The organism is Streptomyces sp. NBC_00663 (assembly GCF_036226885.1).
Classification (GTDB): domain Bacteria; phylum Actinomycetota; class Actinomycetes; order Streptomycetales; family Streptomycetaceae; genus Streptomyces.
Window position 1 is genome coordinate 1,836,352 of the sequence record NZ_CP109027.1, and the last position, 22,122, is coordinate 1,858,473.

General features: G+C 71.8%; 18 protein-coding genes. 6 read left to right on the forward strand and 12 right to left on the reverse strand.

Annotated elements, in window-relative coordinates; all coding sequences use genetic code 11:
- Positions 1–80: 80 nt before the first annotated feature.
- Genes OG866_RS08365 through OG866_RS08375 form a run of 3 tightly spaced genes read left to right on the forward strand, consistent with a single transcriptional unit; the run spans position 81 to position 2,554 of the window.
- A complete protein-coding gene (locus OG866_RS08365; RefSeq protein WP_329332935.1) occupies positions 81–1,448 on the forward strand; it encodes a S8 family peptidase in 1,368 nt (455 codons plus the stop codon).
- 7 nt (positions 1,449–1,455) lie between these two features.
- On the forward strand, positions 1,456–1,782 hold the full coding sequence (locus OG866_RS08370; protein WP_329332936.1) for a hypothetical protein: 327 nt from the start codon (positions 1,456–1,458) through the stop codon (positions 1,780–1,782).
- A 46-nt stretch (positions 1,783–1,828) separates the two neighbouring features.
- Positions 1,829–2,554: an SIR2 family NAD-dependent protein deacylase gene (locus OG866_RS08375; protein ID WP_329332937.1), complete on the forward strand. Its 726-nt coding sequence runs from the start codon at positions 1,829–1,831 to the stop codon at positions 2,552–2,554.
- Between the two features lie 7 nt (positions 2,555–2,561).
- Here OG866_RS08375 and OG866_RS08380 read toward each other — a convergent pair whose 3' ends face one another.
- Genes OG866_RS08380 through OG866_RS08390 form a run of 3 tightly spaced genes read right to left on the reverse strand, consistent with a single transcriptional unit; the run spans position 2,562 to position 6,561 of the window.
- Entirely contained in the window at positions 2,562–3,044 is a 483-nt protein-coding gene (locus OG866_RS08380; protein WP_329343990.1) for a methylated-DNA--[protein]-cysteine S-methyltransferase, read from the reverse strand.
- Between the two features lie 27 nt (positions 3,045–3,071).
- Positions 3,072–4,556 (reverse strand): AlkA N-terminal domain-containing protein, encoded by a 1,485-nt coding sequence (locus OG866_RS08385; RefSeq protein ID WP_329332938.1) that lies wholly within the window; start codon positions 4,554–4,556, stop codon positions 3,072–3,074.
- Between the two features lie 49 nt (positions 4,557–4,605).
- Complete coding sequence (locus tag OG866_RS08390; RefSeq protein ID WP_329332939.1) at positions 4,606–6,561, reverse strand: heavy metal translocating P-type ATPase; 1,956 nt, start codon at positions 6,559–6,561, stop codon at positions 4,606–4,608.
- A gap of 35 nt (positions 6,562–6,596) precedes the next feature.
- Here OG866_RS08390 and OG866_RS08395 point away from each other — a divergent pair, with 35 nt between their 5' ends.
- The gene (locus OG866_RS08395) at positions 6,597–6,953 is read left to right on the forward strand and encodes an ArsR/SmtB family transcription factor (protein WP_329332940.1); all 357 of its coding nucleotides are present in this window, start codon (positions 6,597–6,599) and stop codon (positions 6,951–6,953) included.
- Positions 6,954–6,978: 25 nt separating this feature from the next.
- Entirely contained in the window at positions 6,979–8,124 is a 1,146-nt protein-coding gene (locus tag OG866_RS08400) for an MFS transporter (RefSeq protein ID WP_329332942.1), read from the forward strand.
- Here OG866_RS08400 and OG866_RS08405 read toward each other — a convergent pair.
- Together OG866_RS08405 and OG866_RS08410 are read right to left on the reverse strand one after the other, a co-directional pair.
- Complete coding sequence (locus OG866_RS08405) at positions 8,103–9,878, reverse strand: SpoIIE family protein phosphatase (protein WP_329332943.1); 1,776 nt, start codon at positions 9,876–9,878, stop codon at positions 8,103–8,105. The genes OG866_RS08400 and OG866_RS08405 overlap by 22 nt on opposite strands.
- 75 nt (positions 9,879–9,953) lie before the next feature.
- Entirely contained in the window at positions 9,954–10,109 is a 156-nt protein-coding gene (locus OG866_RS08410; protein WP_329332945.1) for a hypothetical protein, read from the reverse strand.
- Positions 10,110–10,246: 137 nt separating this feature from the next.
- On the opposite strand from OG866_RS08410, the gene OG866_RS08415 reads away from it, so the two are divergent.
- Positions 10,247–10,750 (forward strand): hypothetical protein, encoded by a 504-nt coding sequence (locus OG866_RS08415; protein WP_329332947.1) that lies wholly within the window; start codon positions 10,247–10,249, stop codon positions 10,748–10,750.
- A 243-nt stretch (positions 10,751–10,993) separates the two neighbouring features.
- Here the strand turns inward: OG866_RS08415 and OG866_RS08420 are convergent, their stop codons facing one another.
- The 7 genes from OG866_RS08420 to OG866_RS08450 all read right to left on the reverse strand — a co-directional run bounded on the left by OG866_RS08420 (position 10,994) and on the right by OG866_RS08450 (position 21,999).
- The gene (locus tag OG866_RS08420) at positions 10,994–11,506 is read right to left on the reverse strand and encodes an O-acetyl-ADP-ribose deacetylase (RefSeq protein ID WP_329332949.1); all 513 of its coding nucleotides are present in this window, start codon (positions 11,504–11,506) and stop codon (positions 10,994–10,996) included.
- A gap of 345 nt (positions 11,507–11,851) precedes the next feature.
- Positions 11,852–13,267, reverse strand: a complete 1,416-nt coding sequence (locus OG866_RS08425; RefSeq protein WP_329332951.1) for a phytoene desaturase family protein — start codon at positions 13,265–13,267, stop codon at positions 11,852–11,854.
- A gap of 275 nt (positions 13,268–13,542) precedes the next feature.
- The gene (locus OG866_RS08430; protein ID WP_329332953.1) at positions 13,543–14,388 is read right to left on the reverse strand and encodes an inositol monophosphatase family protein; all 846 of its coding nucleotides are present in this window, start codon (positions 14,386–14,388) and stop codon (positions 13,543–13,545) included.
- A gap of 94 nt (positions 14,389–14,482) precedes the next feature.
- Positions 14,483–16,309, reverse strand: a complete 1,827-nt coding sequence (locus OG866_RS08435) for a gamma-glutamyltransferase family protein (protein ID WP_329332955.1) — start codon at positions 16,307–16,309, stop codon at positions 14,483–14,485.
- A 26-nt stretch (positions 16,310–16,335) separates the two neighbouring features.
- Entirely contained in the window at positions 16,336–20,043 is a 3,708-nt protein-coding gene (locus OG866_RS08440; protein WP_329343991.1) for a DUF4062 domain-containing protein, read from the reverse strand.
- 113 nt (positions 20,044–20,156) lie between these two features.
- Entirely contained in the window at positions 20,157–20,819 is a 663-nt protein-coding gene (locus OG866_RS08445) for a response regulator transcription factor (protein WP_329332957.1), read from the reverse strand.
- A 52-nt stretch (positions 20,820–20,871) separates the two neighbouring features.
- Positions 20,872–21,999: a sensor histidine kinase gene (locus OG866_RS08450; protein WP_329343993.1), complete on the reverse strand. Its 1,128-nt coding sequence runs from the start codon at positions 21,997–21,999 to the stop codon at positions 20,872–20,874.
- Between the last annotated feature and the right edge of the window lie 123 nt (positions 22,000–22,122).

The following is a 22,122-nucleotide window of genomic DNA, read 5'->3' on the forward strand; positions in this document are numbered from 1 at the left end:
AGCGTGCGAGTCCTCGCCTAGTGCGCAGGTACCGGTGGCGCGGGTATTCCCTGCCGCCGGATTCAATTACAGGGGGAACCATGCGGGTAATCGTTCAGATGCGCCCGGAACCCGATCTCGTCCAGGCGATCGTGGATCCGTCCGTCAGCACTCCGCCGGCCTCGGACGTCGCCGGCGCACTGCCCGGCCTCGCGCTGGACCCGGACTTCGTTCCGGTGCCGGTGCCGCAGCCCAAGCCGGTGTACGCCGACGGCGATCCGCTGTCGCTGGACCAGCCGCTCACCTTCTCGCTGGCACCCGAGGACGCGAGCGTCCTGGTGCGCGGCGAGATCCAGGACCGCGACGGCGCCGCGCGGCTGGCGATGCTGGGCGCCACGCGCCCCGACATCGTCGGGATCTCCGCCGACCCGGCCGTCGAGACAATGCCCACCTGCGGCAACACGCCCCCGGTCGGCGACTGGCACGACGTCCAGCGGTTCGTCACGGACGCGCTGAAGAGCGAGGGCCTTGACGGGACGGGCGTCCCGCTGGCGATCGTCGACACCGGCATCAACGTCGCGCACCTCGGCCAGATCCTCGGCTCGCCCGTCACGGTCGACGCGGCGCGCAGCTGGAAGCCGCCGGGGGTGGCCGGCACCTTCGGTCAGTTCCCGGTGAACCACGGCACGATGTGCGCGTTCGACTCGCTGATCGTGGCCCGCGAGGTGTCCCTCCTCGACATTCCCGTGCTGCTCTCGCAGCGGCAGGGCGCCACCGTGATGGAGGGCCTGCTCTCCGACGCGATCTCCGCGTACGCGCACCTGTGGGGGCTGCTGGAGCAGATGCCGCGCGAGCGGCGCCGGATGGTCATCAGCAACAGCTGGGGGTCGTTCAAGCCGACGTGGGACTTCCCGCCGGGGCACCCGGGCAACTACTCCGACAACCGGGCCCACCCGTTCAACCTCATCGTCGCCGCGCTGGAGGTGTCCGGCGCGGACATCCTGTTCGCCGCGGGCAACTGCGGTGTCGAGTGCCCCGACGGGCGCTGCGGCTTCCCGAGCCGGCCCATCAACGGGGCGAACTCGCACCCCAGCGTGCTGTCCGTGGCCGGGGTGGACACGCATGACGCCCGGGTCGGCTACTCGTCCCAGGGTCCGGGACGGCTCGCCGTGCGCAAGCCGGACATCGCCACGTACACGCACTTCAGCGGTTCGAAGGCGTTCGGCCAGAACAGCCCCGACTCGGGGACGTCGGCCGCCTGCCCGGTCGCGGCGGGTGTCGTCGCCGCGATACGCAGCAAGGTGTCGGTGAAGGACCTGTCGCCGTCCCGGATGCGTACGCTGATCCGCCGGTCCGCGCACGACGTGGGCGGTCACGGCTACGACTTCGACTACGGGTACGGCATCATCAACACCCCGTCGATCGTCGACGCGGTCCGCCGCCTCGGCAAGACCAACGCCCGTCTGTAGGAGACACATGGCTCCCGAGAGCCCCACCGTCCTCATCACCGTGACCCTGCCGCCGGGGTCGGCGCTGGAGGACGCCCGACGCCGTCTCGGCCTCACCGAGGACGAGGTCGACACGGCGTACGGCCTGGTCCCGGTGGACCCGGCGAACGGCACCTACGCACTGCTGGTGACCGCGGAGGCCGGCGCGCGGCTCCAGGGAGCACCCGAGGCGAGGGGGTCGTACCAGGGCCCCTTCGCCAACCCGAAGATCGAACCGTTCGGTCCGGTGCAGTCGAAGGACGACGGGGACGACGAGGGGGACGAGGACGGCGGGGGCGGCAAGGCCGACGGCTGACATAACCGTTGGCCCTCCCCGGCGCCGTCGATCTACCCTCGGCCGCATGAACAAGCCCCTCGTGGCCCTTCTCAGCGGCGCAGGAATTTCCACCGACTCCGGGATTCCGGACTATCGCGGCCCCAACGGTCTGTGGCGTCGGGATCCCGAGGCGGAAAAGCTCGTGACATACGACTACTACATGAACGATCCGGAGATCCGGCGGCGTTCATGGCTCATGCGGAAAGAGAACCAGGCGCTCACGGCACAGCCCAACGCCGCGCATTTCGCGGTGGCCGAGTTGGAGAAGTCCGGGGTGCCCGTGCGGGTGATCACACAGAATGTGGACGGGCTGCATCAGCTCGCCGGGATGCCGGCCCGCAAGGTGCTCGAACTGCACGGCACCGCACGGCAGGTGGTGTGCACGCAGTGTCATGCGCGCGGGCCAATGGAGGACGCGCTCGCGCGGATCGACGCCGGGGAGGACGACCCGGACTGTCCGGAGTGCGGCGGGATCCTGAAGTCCGCGACCGTGATGTTCGGCGAGCACCTCGACCCCGTGGTGCTCGGTGAGGCGGCCGCGATCACCAAGGCCTGCCAGGTGTTCGTCGCCGTCGGCAGCAGCCTCCAGGTACAGCCGGCCGCGGGCCTCGCCGGCGTCGCCGCCGACCACGGGGCCCGCCTGATCATCGTCAACGCCGAGCCGACCCCGTACGACGACCGCGCCGACGAGGTCATCCGAGAACCGATCGGCACCGCCCTGCCGGAACTGCTGCGCAGACTGCGGGACTAGTCACCGGTCAGAACAGCGCCGCCCCCTGCTCGAAGTCCAGCAGGCGCTGTTTGCGTTCCAGGCCGCCGCCGTAGCCGGTGAGGCTGCCGTCGGAGCCCACGACGCGGTGGCAGGGGACGATGATGCTGACCGGGTTCTTGCCGTTGGCCAGGCCGACCGCGCGGGAGGCGCCGGGGTTGCCGAGGGCTTCGGCGAGGTCGCCGTAGGAGCGGGTCTCGCCGTACGGGATGCGGAGGAGCTGTTCCCAGACGCTGCGCTGGAACGGGGTTCCGTGCAGGTTGAGTTCGAGGGTGAACTCCTTCAGCTCCGAGGCGAAATAGGCCTCCAGCTGGTCCACCACCTCGCCGAAGGGGCGGTCGTCGCGTGCGCCGAACGTCTCCTGGGCGGGGCGGTGGCGCTGGTCGGTCATGTAGAGGTTGCTCAGGGTGCCGTCCGTCGCGACCAGGGTCAGCGGGCCGTACGGGCTGTCGATCACGGTGTGTTGCTTCACAGCGGGAACAGAGGTCACGGAACGTCCTTATACCGGAAGGAAGTTGATCGGGTGGCTGTCGGTCGCCCACAGGTACTGGACCGCGTACGCCCGCCACGGCCGCCAGGCCGCCGCTCGCGCGGTCAGCGCCGCCGGGGTCGAGGGCAGGCCCAACTCCTGGGCGGCCTTGCGGATGCCGAGGTCGGTGGGGAGAAAGGCGTCGGGGTCGCCGAGGGCGCGCATCGCGATGACGTCGGCCGTCCAGGGGCCGAAGCCTGGCAGGGCGAGGAGACGGGCGCGGGTCTGCGTCCAGTCGCTCTCGACGCCCAGGTTCAGGGTTCCGTCCGCCAGTTGGCCCACCAGCCTGGTGAAGGTCGTGCGGCGGGTGCGGGGCATGGCGAGCGACTCGGGGTCCAGGGCCGCTAGTTGCTCCGGGGAGGGGAAGAGGTGGGTGAGGCCGCCCTCGGGGTCGTCCACCGGGTCGCCGTGGGCCGTCACCAGGCGGGCCGCGTGGGTGCGGGCGGCGGCGGTCGAGACCTGCTGGCCCAGGACCGCCCGGACCGCGAACTCCGCCTCGTCCACCGTGCGCGGCACCCGCCGCCCCGGCGCCTTGGCGACCAGCGGTGCCAGCACCGGGTCCGTGCGCAACTGGTCGTCGATCGCCACCGGATCGGCGTCCAGGTCGAGCATGCGGCGGCAGCGGCTGATGGCGACCGTCAGATCGCGCAGGTCGCTCAGGGTGAGGCGGCAGGCGATGTGGTCGGGGTTCGGGGTGAGCGCCACGATGCCGTGGCCGTACGGCAGTCGCAGTGTGCGGCGGTAGGCGCCGTCCCGCCACTCCTCCACCCCGGGCACGGCGGTCGCCGCGAGGTGGCCGAAGAGGTTGTCGGGGTTGAGGGGGGCGCGGAACGGCAGGCGGAGGGTGAGAACCCCGGGGGTCACCGCACCCACGTTCCTGCGCGGCACGCGCGACCGCAGCTCGCTCGGTGAGAGCGCGAAGACCTCGCGCACGGTGTCGTTGAAGGTGCGGATGGAGGAGAAGCCGGCGGCGAACGCGATCTCCGCCATCGGCAGGGCCGTGGTCTCGATCAACAGACGTGCCGTCTGGGCGCGTTGGGCGCGGGCCAGCGCGAGCGGGCCCGCGCCCAGTTCGGCGAGGAGCTGGCGTTCGACCTGCCGGGTGCTGTAGCCGAGCCGGACGGCCAGTCCCGGCACGCCCTCGCGGTCCACGACCCCGTCGGCGATCAGCCGCATCGCCCGGGCCACCAGGTCCGCGCGCTCGTTCCACTCGGGAGAGCCGGGGCTGGTGTCCGGACGGCACCGCTTGCAGGCCCGGAACCCGGCCTGCTGGCAGGCCGCCGCGCTCGCGTAGAACGTCATGTTCGCGGGCTTGGGCGGCACGGCCGGGCAACTGGGCCGGCAGTAGATCCGGGTCGTCAGGACCGCCGTGAAGAACCACCCGTCGAACCGGGCGTCCTTGGACTGGACGGCGCGCACGCAGCGCTCGGTGTCGGTGTGCATCCCCTTCTGCATACGCCCAGCATGGTGCAGCGGCGCAGGGTCGGCTGGCGGGAATCCGACATCAACGTCGCGCGGGCTGCGCCTGCCCGGATCGCCAGGCCGACTCCCGCAGCAGCCGCAGCCCGTTCAGGCCGACGAGGACGGTGGAGCCCTCGTGGCCCGCGACGCCGAGCGGCAGGGGCAGGTGTCCCACCAGGCCCCACACCACCAGGACGGTGATGAACGTCCCGGCGATGACGAGATTCTGCACGACCAGCGCGCGGGCGGCCTGGGACAGCCGTACGACCGCCGGTACGGCCGTCAGCTCGTCCCGCACCACGACGGCGTCGGCGGTCTCCAGCGCCAGGTCGGAGCCCACGCGGCCCATCGCGACCCCGGAGTGGGCGGCGGCGAGCGCGGGCGCGTCGTTGACGCCGTCCCCGACGAACAGCACCTTGCGGCCGGCGTCCTGCATCTCCCGTACGGCGTTCACCTTGCCCTCGGGGAGCAGGCCGGCACGGACGTCGGTGAGACCGGCGGCCTCGGCGACGCGGGCGGCGGCGCGGGCGTTGTCGCCGGTCAGGAGCGTGGGAGGAGTACCGGTCAGGGCGGTGAGGGCGGCGGTCGTGGCGGGGGCCGCGGGACGCAGGCGGTCGGTGAGGGTGAGGGTGCCGACGGGGACACCGTCACGGGTGACCTGGACGACGGTGGCGTCACTGTCGACGGACTCCGCCCGGCCGACGCTCACGGACCGCCCCTCGACGGTGGCGGAGACCCCCTGCCCCGGGACGGCGGTGAAGTCCTCGGCGCGTGCGATCCGCAGGTCCCTCGTCCGTGCCGCCGTCACGATCGCCCGGCCCAGCGGATGCTCACTGGGCAGTTCGGCCGCGGCGGCCAGCGCGAGCAGGGCGTCCGCATCGAGGCCGGAGTCCGGCGTCGGTCGTACCGCCGTCACCTCCGGCGCCCCCTCCGTCAGCGTCCCCGTCTTGTCGAGGGCCGCCACGTCGATCTCCCCCAACCGCTCCATCGCCACCGCCGACTTGACCAGCACTCCGTGCCGGCCGGCGTTGGCGATGGCGGACAGCAGGGGCGGCATCGTCGCGAGGACGACCGCGCACGGCGAGGCGACGATCATGAAGGTCATCGCGCGGAGCAGGGCACCGGTGAGGTCGGCGCCGAAGGCGAGCGGGACGGCGAAGACGGCGAGCGTGGCGGCCACGACCGCGACGGCGTACCGCTGCTCGATCCGCTCGATGAACAGCTGCGTCGGCGCCTTGGTGCGGGACGCCTCCTCGACCAGGGTCACGATGCGGGCGATGACGGAGTCGGCGGGGTCGCGCGCGACGCGGACGCGCAGCGCGCCGGTGCCGTTGAGGGTGCCGGCGAAGACCTCGTCGCCGGGGCGCTTGACCACGGGGAGGGGTTCACCGGTGATGGTCGCCTGGTCGGCCTCGCTGGCCCCGTCCAGGACGCGTCCGTCGGCGCCGATCCGCTCCCCCGGGCGGACCAACAGCACGTCGCCCACGGCGAGTTCGGCGGTCGGGACGACGGTCTCCGCGCCGGATTCGGACAGTCGGGTCGCGGTGGTGGGCGCGAGGTCGAGCAGGCCGCGCACGGAGTCGGCGGTGCGGGCGGTGGCCAGGGCCTCCAGGGCGCCGGAGGTGGCGAAGATGACGATCAGCAGCGCCCCGTCGAGGACCTGGCCGATGGCGGCGGCGCCGAGAGCCGCGACGATCATCAGCAGGTCGACGTCGAGCGTCTTCTCGCGCAGTGCCCGCAGCCCTTCGAGCGCGGGCTCCCAGCCGCCGGTGACATAGGCGATGGCGTACAGCGGCCCGTACGCCCAGGCGGGGGCGCCGGACAGGTCCAGGGCGAGGGCCACCAGGAACGCGGCCGTCGCGGCGAGCGCCCAGCGGGCCTCGGGGAGGGCGAGGACGCGGGTGCGGCGATGGGGCGCGGTGCGGGTGGGGGCAGGGGTGCGGGAGGGGGCAAGAGTCGCTGACACCCGGCCACCATACAGGAACACATGAAGACTCATTCATCTGTTCATGTACGGTGAGTAAGATACCCCGCATGGGTCATGGAGCCGTCACCAGCACCGCCGAGGAGCGCGTACGCCTCGACGCGGGCAATGTCGCGAAGGTCGCCACCACGCTCCAGGCCCTGTCGACGCCCTCCCGGCTGCTGATCCTGGCGCGGCTGCGCGAAGGACCGCTGCCCGCCACGGAGTTGGCGGCCGAGGTGGGGATGGAGCAGTCGGCGTGCTCGCACCAGCTGCGGCTGCTGCGCAACCTCGGTCTGGTGATCGGCGAGCGACGCGGCCGCTCGGTCGTCTACACGCTGCACGACCACCATGTCGCCGAACTCCTCGACCAGGCCGTCTACCACGTGGAGCACCTGCGGCTGGGCCTCAGTGACACCACCGACTGAGACGGCCGGGGCTCCTCGCCACCGCATGTGGCCGCTCTACGCGGCCGGTTTCACCACCGCCTTCGGCGCGCACGGCATCGCCGCGAACCTGGGCGCCGACACCGACGACGCCGTCACCTCCCTGCTCGTCCTGGGCGGGCTGCTGGCCCTGTACGACGGTGCCGAGGTTCTGCTGAAGCCGGTCTTCGGCACGATCGCCGACCGGATCGGGGCGCGGCCGGTGCTGCTGGGTGGGCTGGTGGCGTTCGCCGTGGCGTCCGCGCTGTACGCCCTCGCCGACAGCCCGGGGTGGCTGTGGGCCGCCCGGCTCGGTCAGGGCGCGGCCGCCTCCGCCTTCTCCCCCGCCGCGTCGGCGCTGGTGGCCCGGCTGAACCCGGCCGCCAAACACGGGCGGGCGTTCGGGAGTTACGGCTTCCACAAGTCCGTCGGCTACACGCTGGGCCCGCTGCTCGGCGGGGTGCTGGTGTGGGCGGGCGGGCTCCGCCTGCTGTTCACGGTGCTGGCGCTGCTGGGCGCGACGGTGGCGGTGTGGGCGCTGGTCGCCGTACCCGTCGTACCGCCGCTCCCCCGGGCCCGGCAGACGGTCCTCGACCTGGCGCGGCGGCTGGCCCTGCCCGCGTTCCTGGTGCCGACGGCCGCGCTGGCCGGGGCGACCGCCGCGCTGTCGGTGGGCGTCGGGTTCCTGCCGGTGTCGGGGGCGGTGGCCGGGTTGGGGACGGTGGCGACCGGGGCGGCGGTGTCGGTGCTGGCCGCGTGTGCGGCGGTCGTCCAGCCGCGGGCGGGGCGGGCGTTGGACGCGGGACGGATCACCGCTCGGGGCGGGCTGACCGTCGGGCTGCTGCTCGCGGCGGCGGGCCTGGCCTGCGCGACACTGCCGGGCCTCGCGGGCATTCTGCTCGCCGCCGCGCTCATCGGCGCGGGCACCGGTCTGATCACCCCGCTGGGCTTCGCCGCGCTCGCCTCGTCGACCCCGCGGGAACGGCTGGGGCAGACCATGGGCGCGGCCGAGCTGGGGCGTGAACTGGGCGACGCGGGCGGGCCGTTGCTGGTCGCGGGGGTGGCCGTGGCGGCGACGCTGACGTACGGGTACGCGGTGCTCGCGGTGCTGCTGGCCGCTCTGGGGCTGGGGCTGGGGCGGCGGGCGGCAGCTCAGCGGACCGGGACCTCCTGAACGCCCGCTCTCTGCACGTCGCGCGCCCGAGCCGCCAGCAGTGCGATGTCGTCGTGCACGGACCCCGTCGCCGCGTGCGCCAGGATGCCGTCGAGAATCTCGTCGAGGCCACCACCGGGCGGCAGGCGCAGGTCGGTCAGGCGCCTGAGGGACGTGTCGATGTCCTCGTCCCGGCGTTCCACCAGGCCGTCGGTGTAGAGGAGCAGGGTGCCGCCGGGCAGAGCGGGGCGGGTGACGGTCTCGTAGGCGCCCAGGCCCGTGCCGAGCGGGGGGCCCGCGGGGAGCGGGACCAGTTCCACCCGGCCCTCGGGGCTGATCCGCAGCGGGGGCAGATGGCCGGCGTTGGCGTAGCTGATGGTGTCGGTGGCCGGGTCGCCGAGGGCGAGCAGACAGGTGGCGACGCGGTCGAAGCCGGACGCCGCGATCATGCGGTCGGCGGCATAGAGCATCTCGTGGAGCGGCAGCCCTGAGGAGAAGGCGAGCGCTCTGAGCATGGACCGGTAGTGGCTCATCGCCACGGCGGCCTCCACACCGTGGCCCATCACATCGCCGATGACGAGCAGGTTCCGGCCCCGTGGGAGGGCCAGCGAGTCGTACCAGTCGCCGCCGACCACCGCGCTGTCGTCGGCGGGCAGATAGCGGGAGGCGGTCTCCAGGTCGGGATGCGGGAGGGTCGGCTCACTGAGCAGGGCCCGCTGGAGTTCCAGCGCCATCGTGTGCTCGCGGGCGTAGTGGCGGGCGCGTTCGAGGGCGCGGGAGGCGCGGCCGGCGAGTTCCTGGGCGACCACGCCGTCCTCCATGGTGAAGGCCGGCGAAGAGCCCGCCCGGACCATGGCGAGGACGCCCACGCTCCGGGAGTCGGTGGTCAGCGGCACGACCAGCCCGGAGTGGATGCCGGCGGCCCGGTACTCCACCAGCCGGTCGGCGTACGGCCCGCGCAGCCCCGGCGGCCGTCTGCCGGGCACGCTCGTCAGCAGCGGCCGGCCGCGTTCCAGGACGCGGCGCACAGGGGACGTGGGGCCGTGTTCGTTGACCTCGTCGAGGACGGGCGGGCGGCCGAGCCGCTCGGCCAGCTCCGGGCTTCTGCTGACGGCGGCGCGGCGCAGCCGGACGAAGCCGTGGGGCACGGGGTCGGCCGGGTCGTCCTCGGCCACCAGGTCGACGGAGGCCCCGTCCGCGAGGTCCAGCACCACGAAGTCGACGAGTTCCCGGCAGGTCGTCTCCAGGTCGAGCGTGGTGCCGATGCGCAGGGCGGCCGTGTGCAGCATGGCCATCCGGCCGTGAGCCCGCTCCAGCTCGGTGACGTAGCGGCGCGGCTCGGTGACCTCCACGGCGACGGCCACCAGGCCGACGACCTCACCCCGCGCGTCATGGCGCCGGTGGTAGGTGCAGTGCCACTCCCGGGGCGCGCGGCGGTCGCCGGTGCCCGTGCTGCCGGAGATGACGACGTCACGGGGGCGGCCGTCGCGCAGCACCGCCCACGGCACCTCGACGGGCCGCTCCGCGCCGGGCACGACCTCAGAGAGGGTGCGGCCCAGGTGCTCGCTCACCGGTACGCCGTTGATCCGGGCCATGTGAGGGTTGACGTACACGTAGCGCAGCCGGGTGTCGAGGACGGCGACGGCCGCCGACCCGCCCTCCACGACGTCCCGCAGCAACCGGTACTCCCGCCCCAGATCCGGGTCCGCGCCCGCCAGCAGCGCTTCGACGTCCGCGGACAGCAGGGTCCGCGGGAGCGGGGGGTCCGTCCCCAAGGGCACCTCCCGTTGTCCGGGACAGGGGGTTCCATGATCGGGCCGGTGCACACGGAGCGCATGTCGCGGGCCGCCTCACCGGAGGGATGTCCAGCCCTGGCGGTGGTGGACGACGCGGGTGTCGCCGGCGGTGAGGAGTTCGGCGAGGTACTCGACGAGGCTGCGGTGTACGGCTGCGCCCGCACCCTGACGGGCGAACGGACCGCCGGACCCGGATGGGCCTGCCTTCACGGCGAAACGGCCTGGTCAGGGTCGCCGCGCGGCGGGCGCGAGGGGAGATGTGGGCCACTTGATCGGTTTGCGGGGCACCTGCCCCGTTCTCACCGTGGGCGCAAGGACTGTAGTTCGAGCGCTTCGAAAGGATCTTCATGCGCGCCCTTGTCTCCCGCGGCCTTCTCGTGCCGCCCCTGGTCTGCGCCGCGCTGGTCTTCGGCCAGGCCGGCACCGCTGCCGCCGTCGGCGACGTGGGCCGGGATGTGCCGGGTCTGAGCGTCGCCGAGTCCGCCGCGCGGGCCGACGCCGAGACGGAAAGACTTCTGGATTCGCTGACAGCGGAGGGTACGAGGCTCGACCCGGCCGGGGCCACCTCGTACGCGGAGGAGCTCCGCGCCTGGAGCACCACCGTCCAGGAGCGTCTGCGGGCCGTGGAGGCCCCCGCGGACCGAGCGGTGTCGACCCAGGCCGCGGACCCCGTGGACGACCTCGTCGCCCAGGTCCAGTCCGCGGTCAGCGGCCTGCTCAGCTCGCTGACCTCGCTGGACCTCGGCGGAGTGCTGAGCACGGTGACGGGGCTTCTGTCACCGGTGCTCGACCTCGTCACGGGCCTGCTCGGCGGAGCGGTACCGACGCTGCCCGCCCCTCCGGCGGCGTGACCAGCCGCTGACCAGCTGGTCGGGCGGGTTGGTCCGGGCAGGCCGGGCGGTCCGGGCGGTCCGGGCGGTCCGGGCGGTCCGGGCGGTCCGGGCGGTCCGGGCAAGCTGAGCAGGCCGGGCAAGCCCGGTTGGTCCGGGCAGGCCGGGCGGGCCTCGCAGGCCGGTCGGGCCGGGCAGGCCCGGTTGGTCCGGGCAGGCCCGGTTGAGCCGAGCAGGCCGGGCGGTCGATCCGGACCGACCGGATCAGTCGTCGGTTCGCGCCGCGAACACCTCGTACGCCTGCTCGCCGAAGAGCACGAACCTGACCTCCGTCACCGAGGTCCGCGCGGCCCGCACCGTCTGTACGGCGATGCGGGCCGCGTCGTCCATCGGCCAGCCGTAGACGCCCGTGGAGATCGCCGGGAACGCGACCGTACGGGCGCCCAGTTCGTCGGCGACCTTCAGCGACTCCCGGTAGCAGGAGGCCAGCAGGTCGGAGCGGTCCTCGCTGCGGCTGAACACCGGGCCGACGGTGTGGATCACCCAGCGGGCGTCCAGCTCACCGGCCGTGGTGGCGACCGCCTGGCCGGTCGGCAGCCCCTTGCCGTACCGCGCGGCACGCAGCGCCCGGCACTCCTCCAGGATCGCCGGGCCGCCGCGCCGGTGGATGGCGCCGTCCACTCCTCCCCCGCCGAGGAGGGAGGAGTTCGCCGCGTTGACGATCGCGTCGACGCTCTCGCGCGTGATGTCGCCCTGGACGAGCGTGATCGTGGTCATGGGCCCACTCTGCCAGCCGGCCCGGCGTCTCGCGGGGCCTCACCAGGTCACGGGAAGCGCCCCCCAGCCCGGGACTGACCGACGCACTGGTGCAGGCCGTGCCCGAAGGCCAGCTGCCCGCTCGTGTCCCGACGCATGTCGAACCCGTCCGGGCCCCGTACACCGACGGGTCCCGGTCGGCCGCCTGAAGCGCCACGACCACACCCTCCCCCGCTCTGATCCGTACGCCGCCCAGCTCGACGTCCTCCGTCGCGCGAGGGGGGTGGACGACACCGAGAGCCGCGGCGGCGACCGGGGCGCCGGCCCGCAACGGAACGGTGTGCTTCCGCGTCCGCCGCATCGGGCTCACGCCTGCTGCTGCCGCAGCCGCCGCCAGACCGCCTTCGCCGCGTTGTGGCCGGACATGCCGTGCACACCGGGACCCGGCGGAGTGGCCGAGGAGCAGATGAAGACAGCCGGATGCGGGGTGCCGTACGGGGACAGGGAGAGCTTGGGGCGCAGCAGGATCTGGAGGCCGGTGACCGCGCCGGAGCCGATGTCGCCGCCGACGTAGTTGGCGTTGCGGGCGGCGAGTTCGGGCGGGCCGGCGGTGGCGCGGGCCAGCACGCGGTCGCGGAACCCCGGGGCGAAACGCTCCAGTTGGCGTTCGAGGGCATCGGTGAGGTCGCCGTCCCAGCCGCTGGGGACGTGGCCGTAGGCCCAGAACACCTGCTTGCCCTCGGGCGCCCGGGTCGGGTCGACCACACTCGGCTGCACGGTGATCATGAACGGCTTGTCGGGGGCCCGGCCCTCGCGGGACGCGGCCCGCAGGGCGGTGCCGATCTCCGCACTGCTCGCGCCGATCTGCACGGTCCCGGCGACACGGGCCTCCGGCGCGGTCCAGGGCACCGGGCCGTCGAGCGCGTAGTCGACCTTGAAGACGCCCGGGCCGTACCGGTAGCCGTCGTAGTAGCGGCCGAGGCCGGCGATCCGGGCCAGCGCGGTGGGCGAGGTGTCGAAGACGTACGCGCGCGCGGGCGGGAGGTCGTCGAGGCGCTTGACCTCGTAGTCCGTGTGGACGGCGCCGCCGAGGTCCTTGAGGTACGCGGCGAGCGCGTCGGAGATCGACTGGGAGCCGCCACGCGCGACGGGCCAGCCCCGGGCGTGCGCGGCGAGGGCGAAGACGAGGCCGATGGCGCCGGTGGCGAAGCCGGAGAGGGGTGCCATGACGTGGGCGACGAGGCCGGAGAACAGGGCCTTGGCCGGTTCGTCACGGAAGCGGCGCATCAGCCAGGTCGACGGCGGCAGCCCGACGAGCCCGAACCGGGCGAGGGTCACCGGGTCGCGGGGCAGGGCGGTCAGGGGCAGCGACATGAAGTCACGGGCCAGGGTGTCCCACTTGGGCAGGAACGGCTCGACCAGCCTGCGGTACGCCCCCGCGTCGCGTGCCCCGAACGAGGCGGCCGTCTCGGCGACCGACCGGGACAGCACGGCGGCGGTGCCGTCGGTGAAGGGATGGGCCATGGGCAGCTCGGGCTGGAGCCACTCCAGTCCGTACCGCTCCAGGGGCAGGGCGCGGAACGCCGGGGAGTTGATCCCCAGGGGGTGCGCCGCGCTGCACGGGTCGTGCCGGAAACCGGGGAGGGTGAGCTCCTCGGTGCGGGCTCCTCCGCCGACGGTGTCACGCGCCTCGAAAACGGCCACGGAGAAGCCGCGGCGCGCCAGCTCCACGGCAGCCGTCAGTCCGTTCGGCCCCGCACCCACCACGACCGCATCGAGCATCGACGGCACCTTCGGACCCCTTCGTCAGCCGATGGCCACTGGATCAGGATATGACGGGGCACTGACAGCGCCGGGCCGCGGGGGGAGGTCGACGGCCGCGGATGCCCACACGATCACCACCGGTCGACGGACGGGAGCCGGCCGCCGGTCCGTGACCTATGACCGATGACCGATGACCGACATCCGGCCAACGGCCAACGGCCACTGGTCGAATGTCCCCCGTCGTTGGCCGCTGGTCGACATCCGACCATGGGCCGCTGGTGCCCCGCTGGACTTCAGACGGTGCCGGCCAGCACCGCCGCTATGCGCCGCGCGGTCGCGGTGTCCCGGGCGGCGGTGAACGGCAGGGCGTTGCCGCCGGTGATGCGGAACGGCTCGCCGGAGCGGGTGAGGTGGGCGCCGCCCGCCTCCTCCACCAGGAGCAGACCCGCGGCGTGGTCCCAGGCGGCCTCCCAGGAGAAGGCGGTCGCGTCCAACTGTCCGCGGGCGACGGCCAGATACTCCAGTCCGGCCGAGCCGCAGGGACGCGGTGCGAGTCCGTCCGTCCACAGTCCGCGCAGGGCGCGCTTCTGCTCGTCCGTCGTGTAGTCCGGGTGGGAGGTGGCCACTTCGAGGTCGCGGCCGGGCTCGGGCGGCCCGGCGTACAGCCGCTCCCCGGCGAGGAAGGCGCCCTGGCCCCGTACCGCCGTGGCGAGTTGGTCGCGGGCGGCGGCGTATGTCCACGAGGCGCGCACGACGCCGCCCTGCGCCAGCGCGATCAGCGTGCAGAAGCCGGGGTCGCCGTGCACGAACTGCCGCGTCCCGTCGACGGGGTCGACGATCCACACCGGGGCGTCGCCCTGTATCGCCTCGTACGACGCCGGGTTGGCGTGCACCGCCTCCTCCCCGACCACCACTGATCCGGGCAGCAGCGCGCCCAGCGTCTCGGTCAGATACTGCTCGGCGAGCCGGTCGGCGTCGGTCACCAGGTCGTGCGGTCCGCTCTTCTCGTCGACCTCGTGGGCGGCGAGCCGGCGGAAGCGGGGCATGATCTCGGCCGCGGCGGCCTTGCGGACCGCCTCCTCCACGTCGGCCGAGTGGCGGGCGAGAAACTCCTCGATGGTTTCCGTGTCTTCGATCATGACCCCATGAGAGCACGCGCCACTGACAATCCCTACCCGGCGGGTGGATGCCGGGCGGAATCGGGATGAACTCGCGGAGGTGCGGCCCCGGGGCTCATCGGCCCACGGCGTACCCCTGCATCCCGCGCGGATTGGCGGCCGCCGACAGCACCCCGGTCCCCGGATCCCGGGCGACCGCGCACAGCCGCCCCTCGGACCAGGCATCACCGACGGTCACGTCATGCCCACGCTGCCGCAGCTCCTCCACCACGCCCGCGTCCATGCGCGCCTCGACCGTGACACTCCCCGGCCGCATCCCGCGCGGGTAGAAGGAGCCGGGAAAGCTGTCGTTGTGCCAGTTGGGAGCGTCGATGGCCCCTTGAAGATCAAGCCCGCCCCGCACCGCCGACCGCAGCGCGACGGCGAGGAAGAAGTGCAGCTGCCACTGATCCTGCTGATCGCCTCCAGGCGTACCGAAGGCCATCACAGGAACCCCGTCACGCAGCGCGACGGAGGGAGTGAGAGTGGTGCGAGGCCGCCGCCCCGGCGTGAGCGAGTTCGGGAGCCCCTCCTCCAGCCAGGTCATCTGGAGCCGGGTACCGAGCGGAAAGCCGAGCTCGGGCACGACGGGATTGGACTGGAGCCAGCCTCCACTGGGCGTGGCGGCGACCATGTTCCCCCACCGGTCGACGACGTCGAGATGACAGGTGTCGCCCCGAGTGGACCCATCGGCCCCGACGCCGGGCTCGCCCGGCACGGGTGACGTGGTCGGCTTCGCGACGGTCGGCTCGCCGACGCCCATGGGACCGACCCCGGGCTCGTCGGAGGCCACGACATACGCCTGCGCGCACAGTCGAGGAGCCCGCCCCCCAGGACTCCCGGGCCGCAGCTCGTATGACGCCTTCTCCCCCACGAGCCCCCGCCGCCCGGCGTTGTACCCGTCCGCCAGCAACTCCCCGAGCGGCACCTCATCGGCATCCCCGTACCAGGCCTCCCGATCGGCCATGGCGAGCTTGCACCCCTCGATGAGCAGATGCACGTACTCGGCGGACCCGTACACGGGCAGCTCGGCGGGCAACAGGGCCAGCTGCTGCAACAACACCGGTCCCTGACTCCAGGGCCCGGCCTTGCACAGCGTCCACCCGTTCCAGTCGTACGTCGCCGGCGCCTCGTAGGTGGCGGACCACTGGGCGAGATCGTCACCGGTGAGCGTCCCGGCATGCCGCTCCCCGCTGGTGTCCATGGTGGGCCGCTGCGCCTGCCGCACGAGCGCTTCGCCGATGAACCCGGTACGCCACACATCCCTCGCGGCCTCGATCTGCGCGCCCCGGTCCCCGGCGCCGTCGACCTCACCGAGGAGCCGCTTCCAGGTGGCGGCGAGAGCGGGGTTACGGAACAGCTCACCGACCCTCGGAGCCTTCCCACCCGGCAGATACACCTCCGCCGACGAGGTCCACTCCTTCTCGAACAACTCCCGCACGGTCTCGACGGTCGCCCCGACGTTCTCCACGGGCGCGTGCCCGTCTTCGGCGTACCCGATGGCGTACTTGAGCACGTCGGCGAGCGACTTGGTCCCGTAGTCCCGAAGCAGCACCATCCAGGCATCAAAGGCACCGGGAACGGCGGCGGCTAGGGGCCCGGTGCCGGGTACGAGGTCGAGCCCGAGCGACTTGTAATGCGCGACGGTGGCGCCGGCGGGAGCAACTCCCTGCCCGCACAACACGCGTACGTCCCCGTCAACGGGCGCCAACAGGATGGGCACCTCTCCCGCAGGCCCGTTGAGATGAGGCTCGACGACATGCAACACGAACGCCCCGGCCACGGCGGCGTCATAGGCGTTGCCACCGTCTTCCAGCACCGCCATCGCCGACTGCGAGGCCAGCCAGTGCGTGGAGGAGACCATTCCGAAGGTGCCCTGGAGGGTGGGGCGGGTGGTGAACACGGGGGTCCTCACTCAAGGGGAGTTGGTCAGCTCTGCGGTTCCGATGCTCTTCTGGCCGTACTGCTGTAACGGGCCAGCACCTTCAGGATTTTCGCAGCCAGCGACCTCAGCTCGGCGCTCGGGTCAGCGTTGGCCGCGTAGACGAACAGTCCGGCGGCACGCTCCAAGTAGGCGTCCTCGTCGTCGTCCGGCCAGTAGAGCCACTGAGCCGCATCATCGATATCATCGACAATCTCGTCTTCGCTCCGCTTGTCGTCCAACGAGAAGTAATCGGGATCCACACGGTAGCCGCCGCGATATACGCCGTAATATTCGAATGAGTCCTCGTTCAAAATATGAGCGAGGATCTTTCTCCTGGCACCCTCGTCCTCGACGGCGAATTGCTCCACCAGGAGCTTTCCCGACCAGGGAGAATCGCACACGGCAACGCGGAAGAGGATCTGCTGCCGTACCGAAGGATCATTTTCGCCGGAGAGGATTCGACGGGTCAGATCCTCTTGCTCCTGCGGCGGTGTCACATCGAAGAGCAGCATGAAAGCATGGGCACGGATTCGACCGTCCTCATCGTCGGCGACGCGCTCTTCCAGTACGGAGTCACGATTCCGAGTGTTTTTCGGTGTATTACTCCATGCGTTGATCAGTTCCACCCTGACATCGGCGTCGGGCTCCACGCGGAGACGCTGCTCGATCCATTCGAGCACGGCCGTGTCCCCGCCTGAAGCAGCCAGAGCCCTGACCATCCACCGCCGCACCCTGACGGCCAAGCCGACGTCCTCGATCTTGTCGAGCATCCAGGAAGCGGCCTCCGGGTCCGCGAGCAGGGAGGCGAACAGAGGAACGGCAAGCGCGTACGCGTCTCCAGGCCACGCGAACACCTCTTGCCAGGTGACGATCTCCCCGAGAATCCACTCCCTGGTGTCCGGGTCGTCCGACCAGCCGGCAGCGAGCGCTGCGAGAGCCGTCGCCACCGACTGCTTGACGTCGGTGCTGAGCCAGCGTGCTCGAAGGGTCGCGGCACAGTCGTCCCGTCCTCGCCATCCGTCGACCACGGCTCGCACGAAGGCATTTCGGACAGGGGCCGCGTCAATGTACGGATTCCGTACCCGTGCCTCCGCCCCGCAGAACGACAACAGAACGTTGAAAGCGCGCTCGTCCCCACCCCACCGCCGGGCCATATAGGAGACGAGGTCGATGATCACCGTGTACGCCGTCTCCGACTGCGCTCTGGCCCCGATCGCGTCCAGGATCTCCGGCGCGTGCGGCCAACTGCGGTCCAGCGCCTGCAAGGCGGACATCCGCACCCGGAATATCCGGTCGCTCCTGACCACGTCGGCCAGCGCCACCGCCACGTCCTGGCGCCCTGGCCACTCACGTTCGAGCGCCGCGATCGCGCCCCTGCGCACGGATTCCTGCGAATCGGTCAGGGACTCCAGAGCGAAGGCGCGACGCTCGTCCTTGGTACGCAAGGCCAGTTGAAGCTGGAAGCCGATCATCTTGCTGCGGATGGTTCTACCGACCGCGAGGCTGTCGATGACCTTGCGCGTCGTCTTCCGCAGGGTGACGGTCGAGGCCAGCACCGAGAAGGAACCGAGCGCGTCGTCGAGAAAGGCGTTGGCGGTGTGGGCGTCGGTCTGCTGTCGCGCCGTCGCACTGATCGCTTCCACGAGGTCGTGGACCAGTTGGCGGGACCACGCGTCATCGGTCGCCCCCACCTCGGCAAGGGCCCGTGCGGCGAAGCCCAGTTGCACCGGAAGCCCGGTCACCTCCTCGGCGCGCACATGCTCGATCACCTTGCGTACGGGGGAATCCTGCTCCTTCAGCATGGCGATCAACAGCAACAGCACCTCACGCCACTCACTCTTGCGCCAGTGCGCGCCGAAGAGTTCACGGGTGAGCCAGTCGTAGTCCGCCTCGCGACGGTTGAACTCCGCCTTGCAGTGCAGTGCCGCGAAGAACTCCATGAACGTGCGGTGGACGAAGCCGAAACGCTGCTCACCCACCTCCGCGATGACGTAGGTCCGCTCCCGGAGATGGTCCAGGATCTCGGAGGCCACCGCGCGCGCCTCACCTGGCGATTTGTGGTACTCGCTCTGTAGATAGGCGGCAATGATGCCGAGCAGCGGCTCCCGCGCGATGGCGTTCAGTTCACTCCCGACGCGCTGGTGTTCCAGCATGTACATGGAGACCTGCTGGAGCAGTTCCGCCTTCTGTTCCGCCACCATGGGGAAACCGAGCGGCAGTGACTCGTCCCGGGAGATCTTCTTGCGTTTGACCTCCCAGTCCTCCAACAGCACTTCGGTGCATCGCTTGTAGAGCTGGAGCCGCTTCTCCGGCAGGTCGTGGTGCTTGTAGATGACCGCCATCATGGTCAACAGGAGTGGGTTTCCCGCCAGTTCCAGCAGTCGGGGGCTCTCCGAGACGCGTCTGATCAGCCCTTGGGCGTCCCGCTCGTCCCCCTGCCAGGTGTAGTGCCTGTACCACTTGGGGACGAACTCCCGGACCTCCGGCATCCCGAAGCCGAGCACGGTGTAGTGGTGGAACTCGTCACGCTCGAGTTCCAGTGCCGAGTAGCCGGCGATACGGGACGTCACCACCAAACGGCATCCCGCGAAGGTGCGGGAGAACTGCCGGAACTCCTCGATCACTTGACTCTGGGTGTGCGGGTCGAACACCTCGTCCAGGCCGTCGAACATGACGACCACGCGGTCATGCTCGTTGAGCACCCCTCGCACATGCTCCGCGTCCACGTGCACGCCGTACCGGCGGCCGATGGTGGCGGCGATGTAGTCCACGAAGTTCGTCGCGGGATCGAGGACGTACTGCCGCAGTTCGATGAGGAAGGGAAGCGGGGCATGCCGGAGGTTGGCCGGCAACCGGTCCGGACCTCGTTCGGTGTCGCAGAGTTGCAGCAGGGCATCCAGCAGCAACGTGCTCTTGCCGCTTCCCGGCGCACCGAGGAAGACCTGCCGACGCTCACGTCCCAGCACGTCCCAGATCTGCTCGACAGGCGCGTCGCCCACTCCCGCGCCCACTCCGAGCGCGCCCTCGACGGCCTCGTCCGTCTCCGCCTCCTCAAGGCCGTCCCCCTGCGGGAACGTCACCTCGTACTCCGGCGAGCCGCCACGCACGGGCTGCGGTACGAACACGTCCGTGAGCGGGATTTCCGCGAACCGACGGTCCTGCTTCGCGCCGGCGATGACCGCCAGCTTCACCCAGCGGTGCGCCTCGAACATCGCGCGCCGATATGTCTCCCAGTCGGCGGACCCCTGGTGCCGTCCCTGTTGCCGCTCCCACCGGTGGATGGCCTCGCCGACCTTCTTGCTCAGGTCGACCTCGTCCATGAACTTGTCGCAGATCCTGTCGCGTTCCAACGTCGAGCGGAACTCGGCCAGCCTGCCCATGGCCTCGGGGCTGCGCTCGGCACGGTTCATGGGCCAAGGGGCCTCTTCGGACAACAGGAACAGCAACCTTGGTTTGTCCGAGGCGACGGCCCGCGCGTACTCGAGCTCGGTGATCGACCTGGTCTCGCCGTCGGGAACGAATCCGTAGCGCCAGGCAACCACGCAGATGTAGAGATCGCATGCGTCCACGTCGGCCAGGCACTTGTCGAGCGGACGTACGTCCTCGGCCCCGTAGTACTCCATGGCGACATCGGTGTGCTGCATCCGTCGGATGGTCTGGGACACCTGTCGGCGGGCTTCCTGGAGATCCTGGAAGGTCGAAGAGATGTACACGTTGGCCAAGGCGCCCCCTCGTTCGGCCCGGCCGGGCGCCCGCGCCAGCCGGGCATACATCGTCCCTGCCGCGCCACCGGACGGACAAGCCGTTCCGCCGGATCAAGCGGGGTTCAGTGCTGACGCGCAGTCACCAGCCCCGACTCGTACGCGAACACCACCAGTTGCGCCCGATCCCGCGCCCCCAACTTCGTCATCGCCCGGCTCACATGAGTCTTCGCCGTGAACGGGCTGATCACCATGTGCTCGGCGATCTCCTCGTTGCTGAGCCCGCGTGCGGCCAGTGCCGTGACCTCCAGTTCGCGGCGGGTGAGGCATTCCAGGCCGGGGGCGGTGGCGCGGTCGGGTGGGCGGGAGACGAACTCGCCGATGAGGGTGCGGGTGATGGACGGGGACAGCAGGGCTTCCCCCTTCGCCACCACCTCGATCGCCTGCAACAACTCCGCCGGTTCCGTGTCCTTGAGGAGGAAGCCGCTGGCCCCCGCCCGCAGCGCCTCGAAGACGTACTCGTCCACGCCGTAGTTGGTGAGGATCACGACCCGAACGGCCGCCAGCGACGGATCCGCCGCGATGCGGCGCGTCGCCTCGATGCCCGTCATCACCGGCATCTGTACGTCGATCAGCGCGATGTCCGGCACGTGCGTGCGGACCAGCTCCACGCCCCGCTCCCCGTCCGCCGCCTCCCCCACCACCTCGATGCCGTCCTCGGCGTCGAGCAGCGCCCGGAACCCGGCCCGCATCAGGGCCTGGTCGTCGACGAGGGCCACCCTGATCACGCGCTCACCTCCCACGGCAGCCCGGCAGACGGCGAGACACCGCGCACCTCCCTCACGCGGCCACCTCCACCGGCAGTTCAGCCCGCACGCGGAAGCCGCCCTCCGCGCGCGGGGCGGCGATCAGCGTGCCGCCCAGCGCCGTCACGCGTTCGTTCATGCCCCGCAGACCGATGCCGGGCGTGACGGGGCGCCTCGGGTCGGCGTTGCCGTCGTCCTCCACCGTGACCGTCACGCATCCCTCGCCGTACGCCAGCCGCACCCCCACCTTGGCCGGCCCCGCGTGTCGTGCCGCGTTCGTCAGGGCCTCCTGGACGATGCGGTAGACCGCCCGGTCGACCGTCGCCGCCAGCGGCTGTTCCTCGCCCGCCACCGTCAGCTCCACCGCGAGCCCCGCCGCCCGCGCCCGCTCCACCAGCAACGCCGGCGTGCCCGTGGGCTCGTCGGTGCGCAGTACCTCCAGCGTGGCCCGGAGTTCGCGCATGGCCTCACCGCTCGCCTCCTGGATGGCCAGCAGGGCGTCCGGCACCTCCTCGCCCCGTTTGCGGGCCAGGTGCACCGCCACGCCCGCCTGGAGCTTGACGATCGAGATGCTGTGGGTCAGGGAGTCGTGCAACTCCCTTGCTATACGCAGCCGTTCCTCGCCCGCCCGGCGCAACGCGACCTCCTCCCGGGTACGTTCCGCCTCCAGGGCGCGCTGTTCCGTCTGCCGGAGGTACGCCTGCCAGTTGCGGTCGGCGAGGCCGGTCACCACCGCGCACAGGAACCAGCCCATGAGCAGCGCGGCCTGCTCGACGATCTGCCGGGTCGTCGGGCCGGTCGCGAGATACGCCACCAGGAACACCCCGCCCGCCGCGGCCGCCCACGCGCGGTGCCCCACACGGGCCGCCACATGGCTCGCGGCGATGACGGGGAGAGCGGCCGGCGATCCCGGGTGGGCATGCAGGACGTACGCCGCACCGCTCGCCGTCGCCACGGCCAGCACCGCCCTGGGTGCCGTGCGGTACAGCGCCAGCACGGCCGACGCGACGGCGATCAGCGCGTAGTCGGCGACGGTCGTGTCCGTGTCGAAGGCCGCCGTGACCCCGACGAGAGCGCCGACGAGGACCGCGAGGACCACGTCGACGAGCCGCTCACGCGCGGCCACCCGCACACCCGCGCCCGACCCCGCCCCCGTCCCCATCCCCGTTGTCGCCCCTGCCCCCGCCCCCGAGGCCGTCCCGCCGACCGTCCCCACCCCCGCCCCCGTTGTCGCCCTCAACGCCGTCCCGTCGGCCGTCCCCGACGCCGTGCCTGCGGCCGTCCC

What these genes read in the sequence shown, in the direction of transcription:
- OG866_RS08365 (WP_329332935.1), top strand. Translation starts at nt 81, where the DNA reads ATGCGGGTAATCGTTCAGATGCGCCCGGAACCCGATCTCGTCCAGGCG.
- OG866_RS08370 (WP_329332936.1), top strand. Translation starts at nt 1,456, where the DNA reads ATGGCTCCCGAGAGCCCCACCGTCCTCATCACCGTGACCCTGCCGCCG.
- OG866_RS08375 (WP_329332937.1), top strand. Translation starts at nt 1,829, where the DNA reads ATGAACAAGCCCCTCGTGGCCCTTCTCAGCGGCGCAGGAATTTCCACC.
- OG866_RS08385 (WP_329332938.1), bottom strand. Translation starts at nt 4,556, where the DNA reads ATGCAGAAGGGGATGCACACCGACACCGAGCGCTGCGTGCGCGCCGTC.
- OG866_RS08390 (WP_329332939.1), bottom strand. Translation starts at nt 6,561, where the DNA reads ATGAGTCTTCATGTGTTCCTGTATGGTGGCCGGGTGTCAGCGACTCTT.
- OG866_RS08395 (WP_329332940.1), top strand. Translation starts at nt 6,597, where the DNA reads ATGGGTCATGGAGCCGTCACCAGCACCGCCGAGGAGCGCGTACGCCTC.
- OG866_RS08400 (WP_329332942.1), top strand. Translation starts at nt 6,979, where the DNA reads ATGTGGCCGCTCTACGCGGCCGGTTTCACCACCGCCTTCGGCGCGCAC.
- OG866_RS08415 (WP_329332947.1), top strand. Translation starts at nt 10,247, where the DNA reads ATGCGCGCCCTTGTCTCCCGCGGCCTTCTCGTGCCGCCCCTGGTCTGC.
- OG866_RS08420 (WP_329332949.1), bottom strand. Translation starts at nt 11,506, where the DNA reads ATGACCACGATCACGCTCGTCCAGGGCGACATCACGCGCGAGAGCGTC.
- OG866_RS08425 (WP_329332951.1), bottom strand. Translation starts at nt 13,267, where the DNA reads ATGCTCGATGCGGTCGTGGTGGGTGCGGGGCCGAACGGACTGACGGCT.
- OG866_RS08430 (WP_329332953.1), bottom strand. Translation starts at nt 14,388, where the DNA reads ATGATCGAAGACACGGAAACCATCGAGGAGTTTCTCGCCCGCCACTCG.
- OG866_RS08450 (WP_329343993.1), bottom strand. Translation starts at nt 21,999, where the DNA reads ATGGGGACGGGGGCGGGGTCGGGCGCGGGTGTGCGGGTGGCCGCGCGT.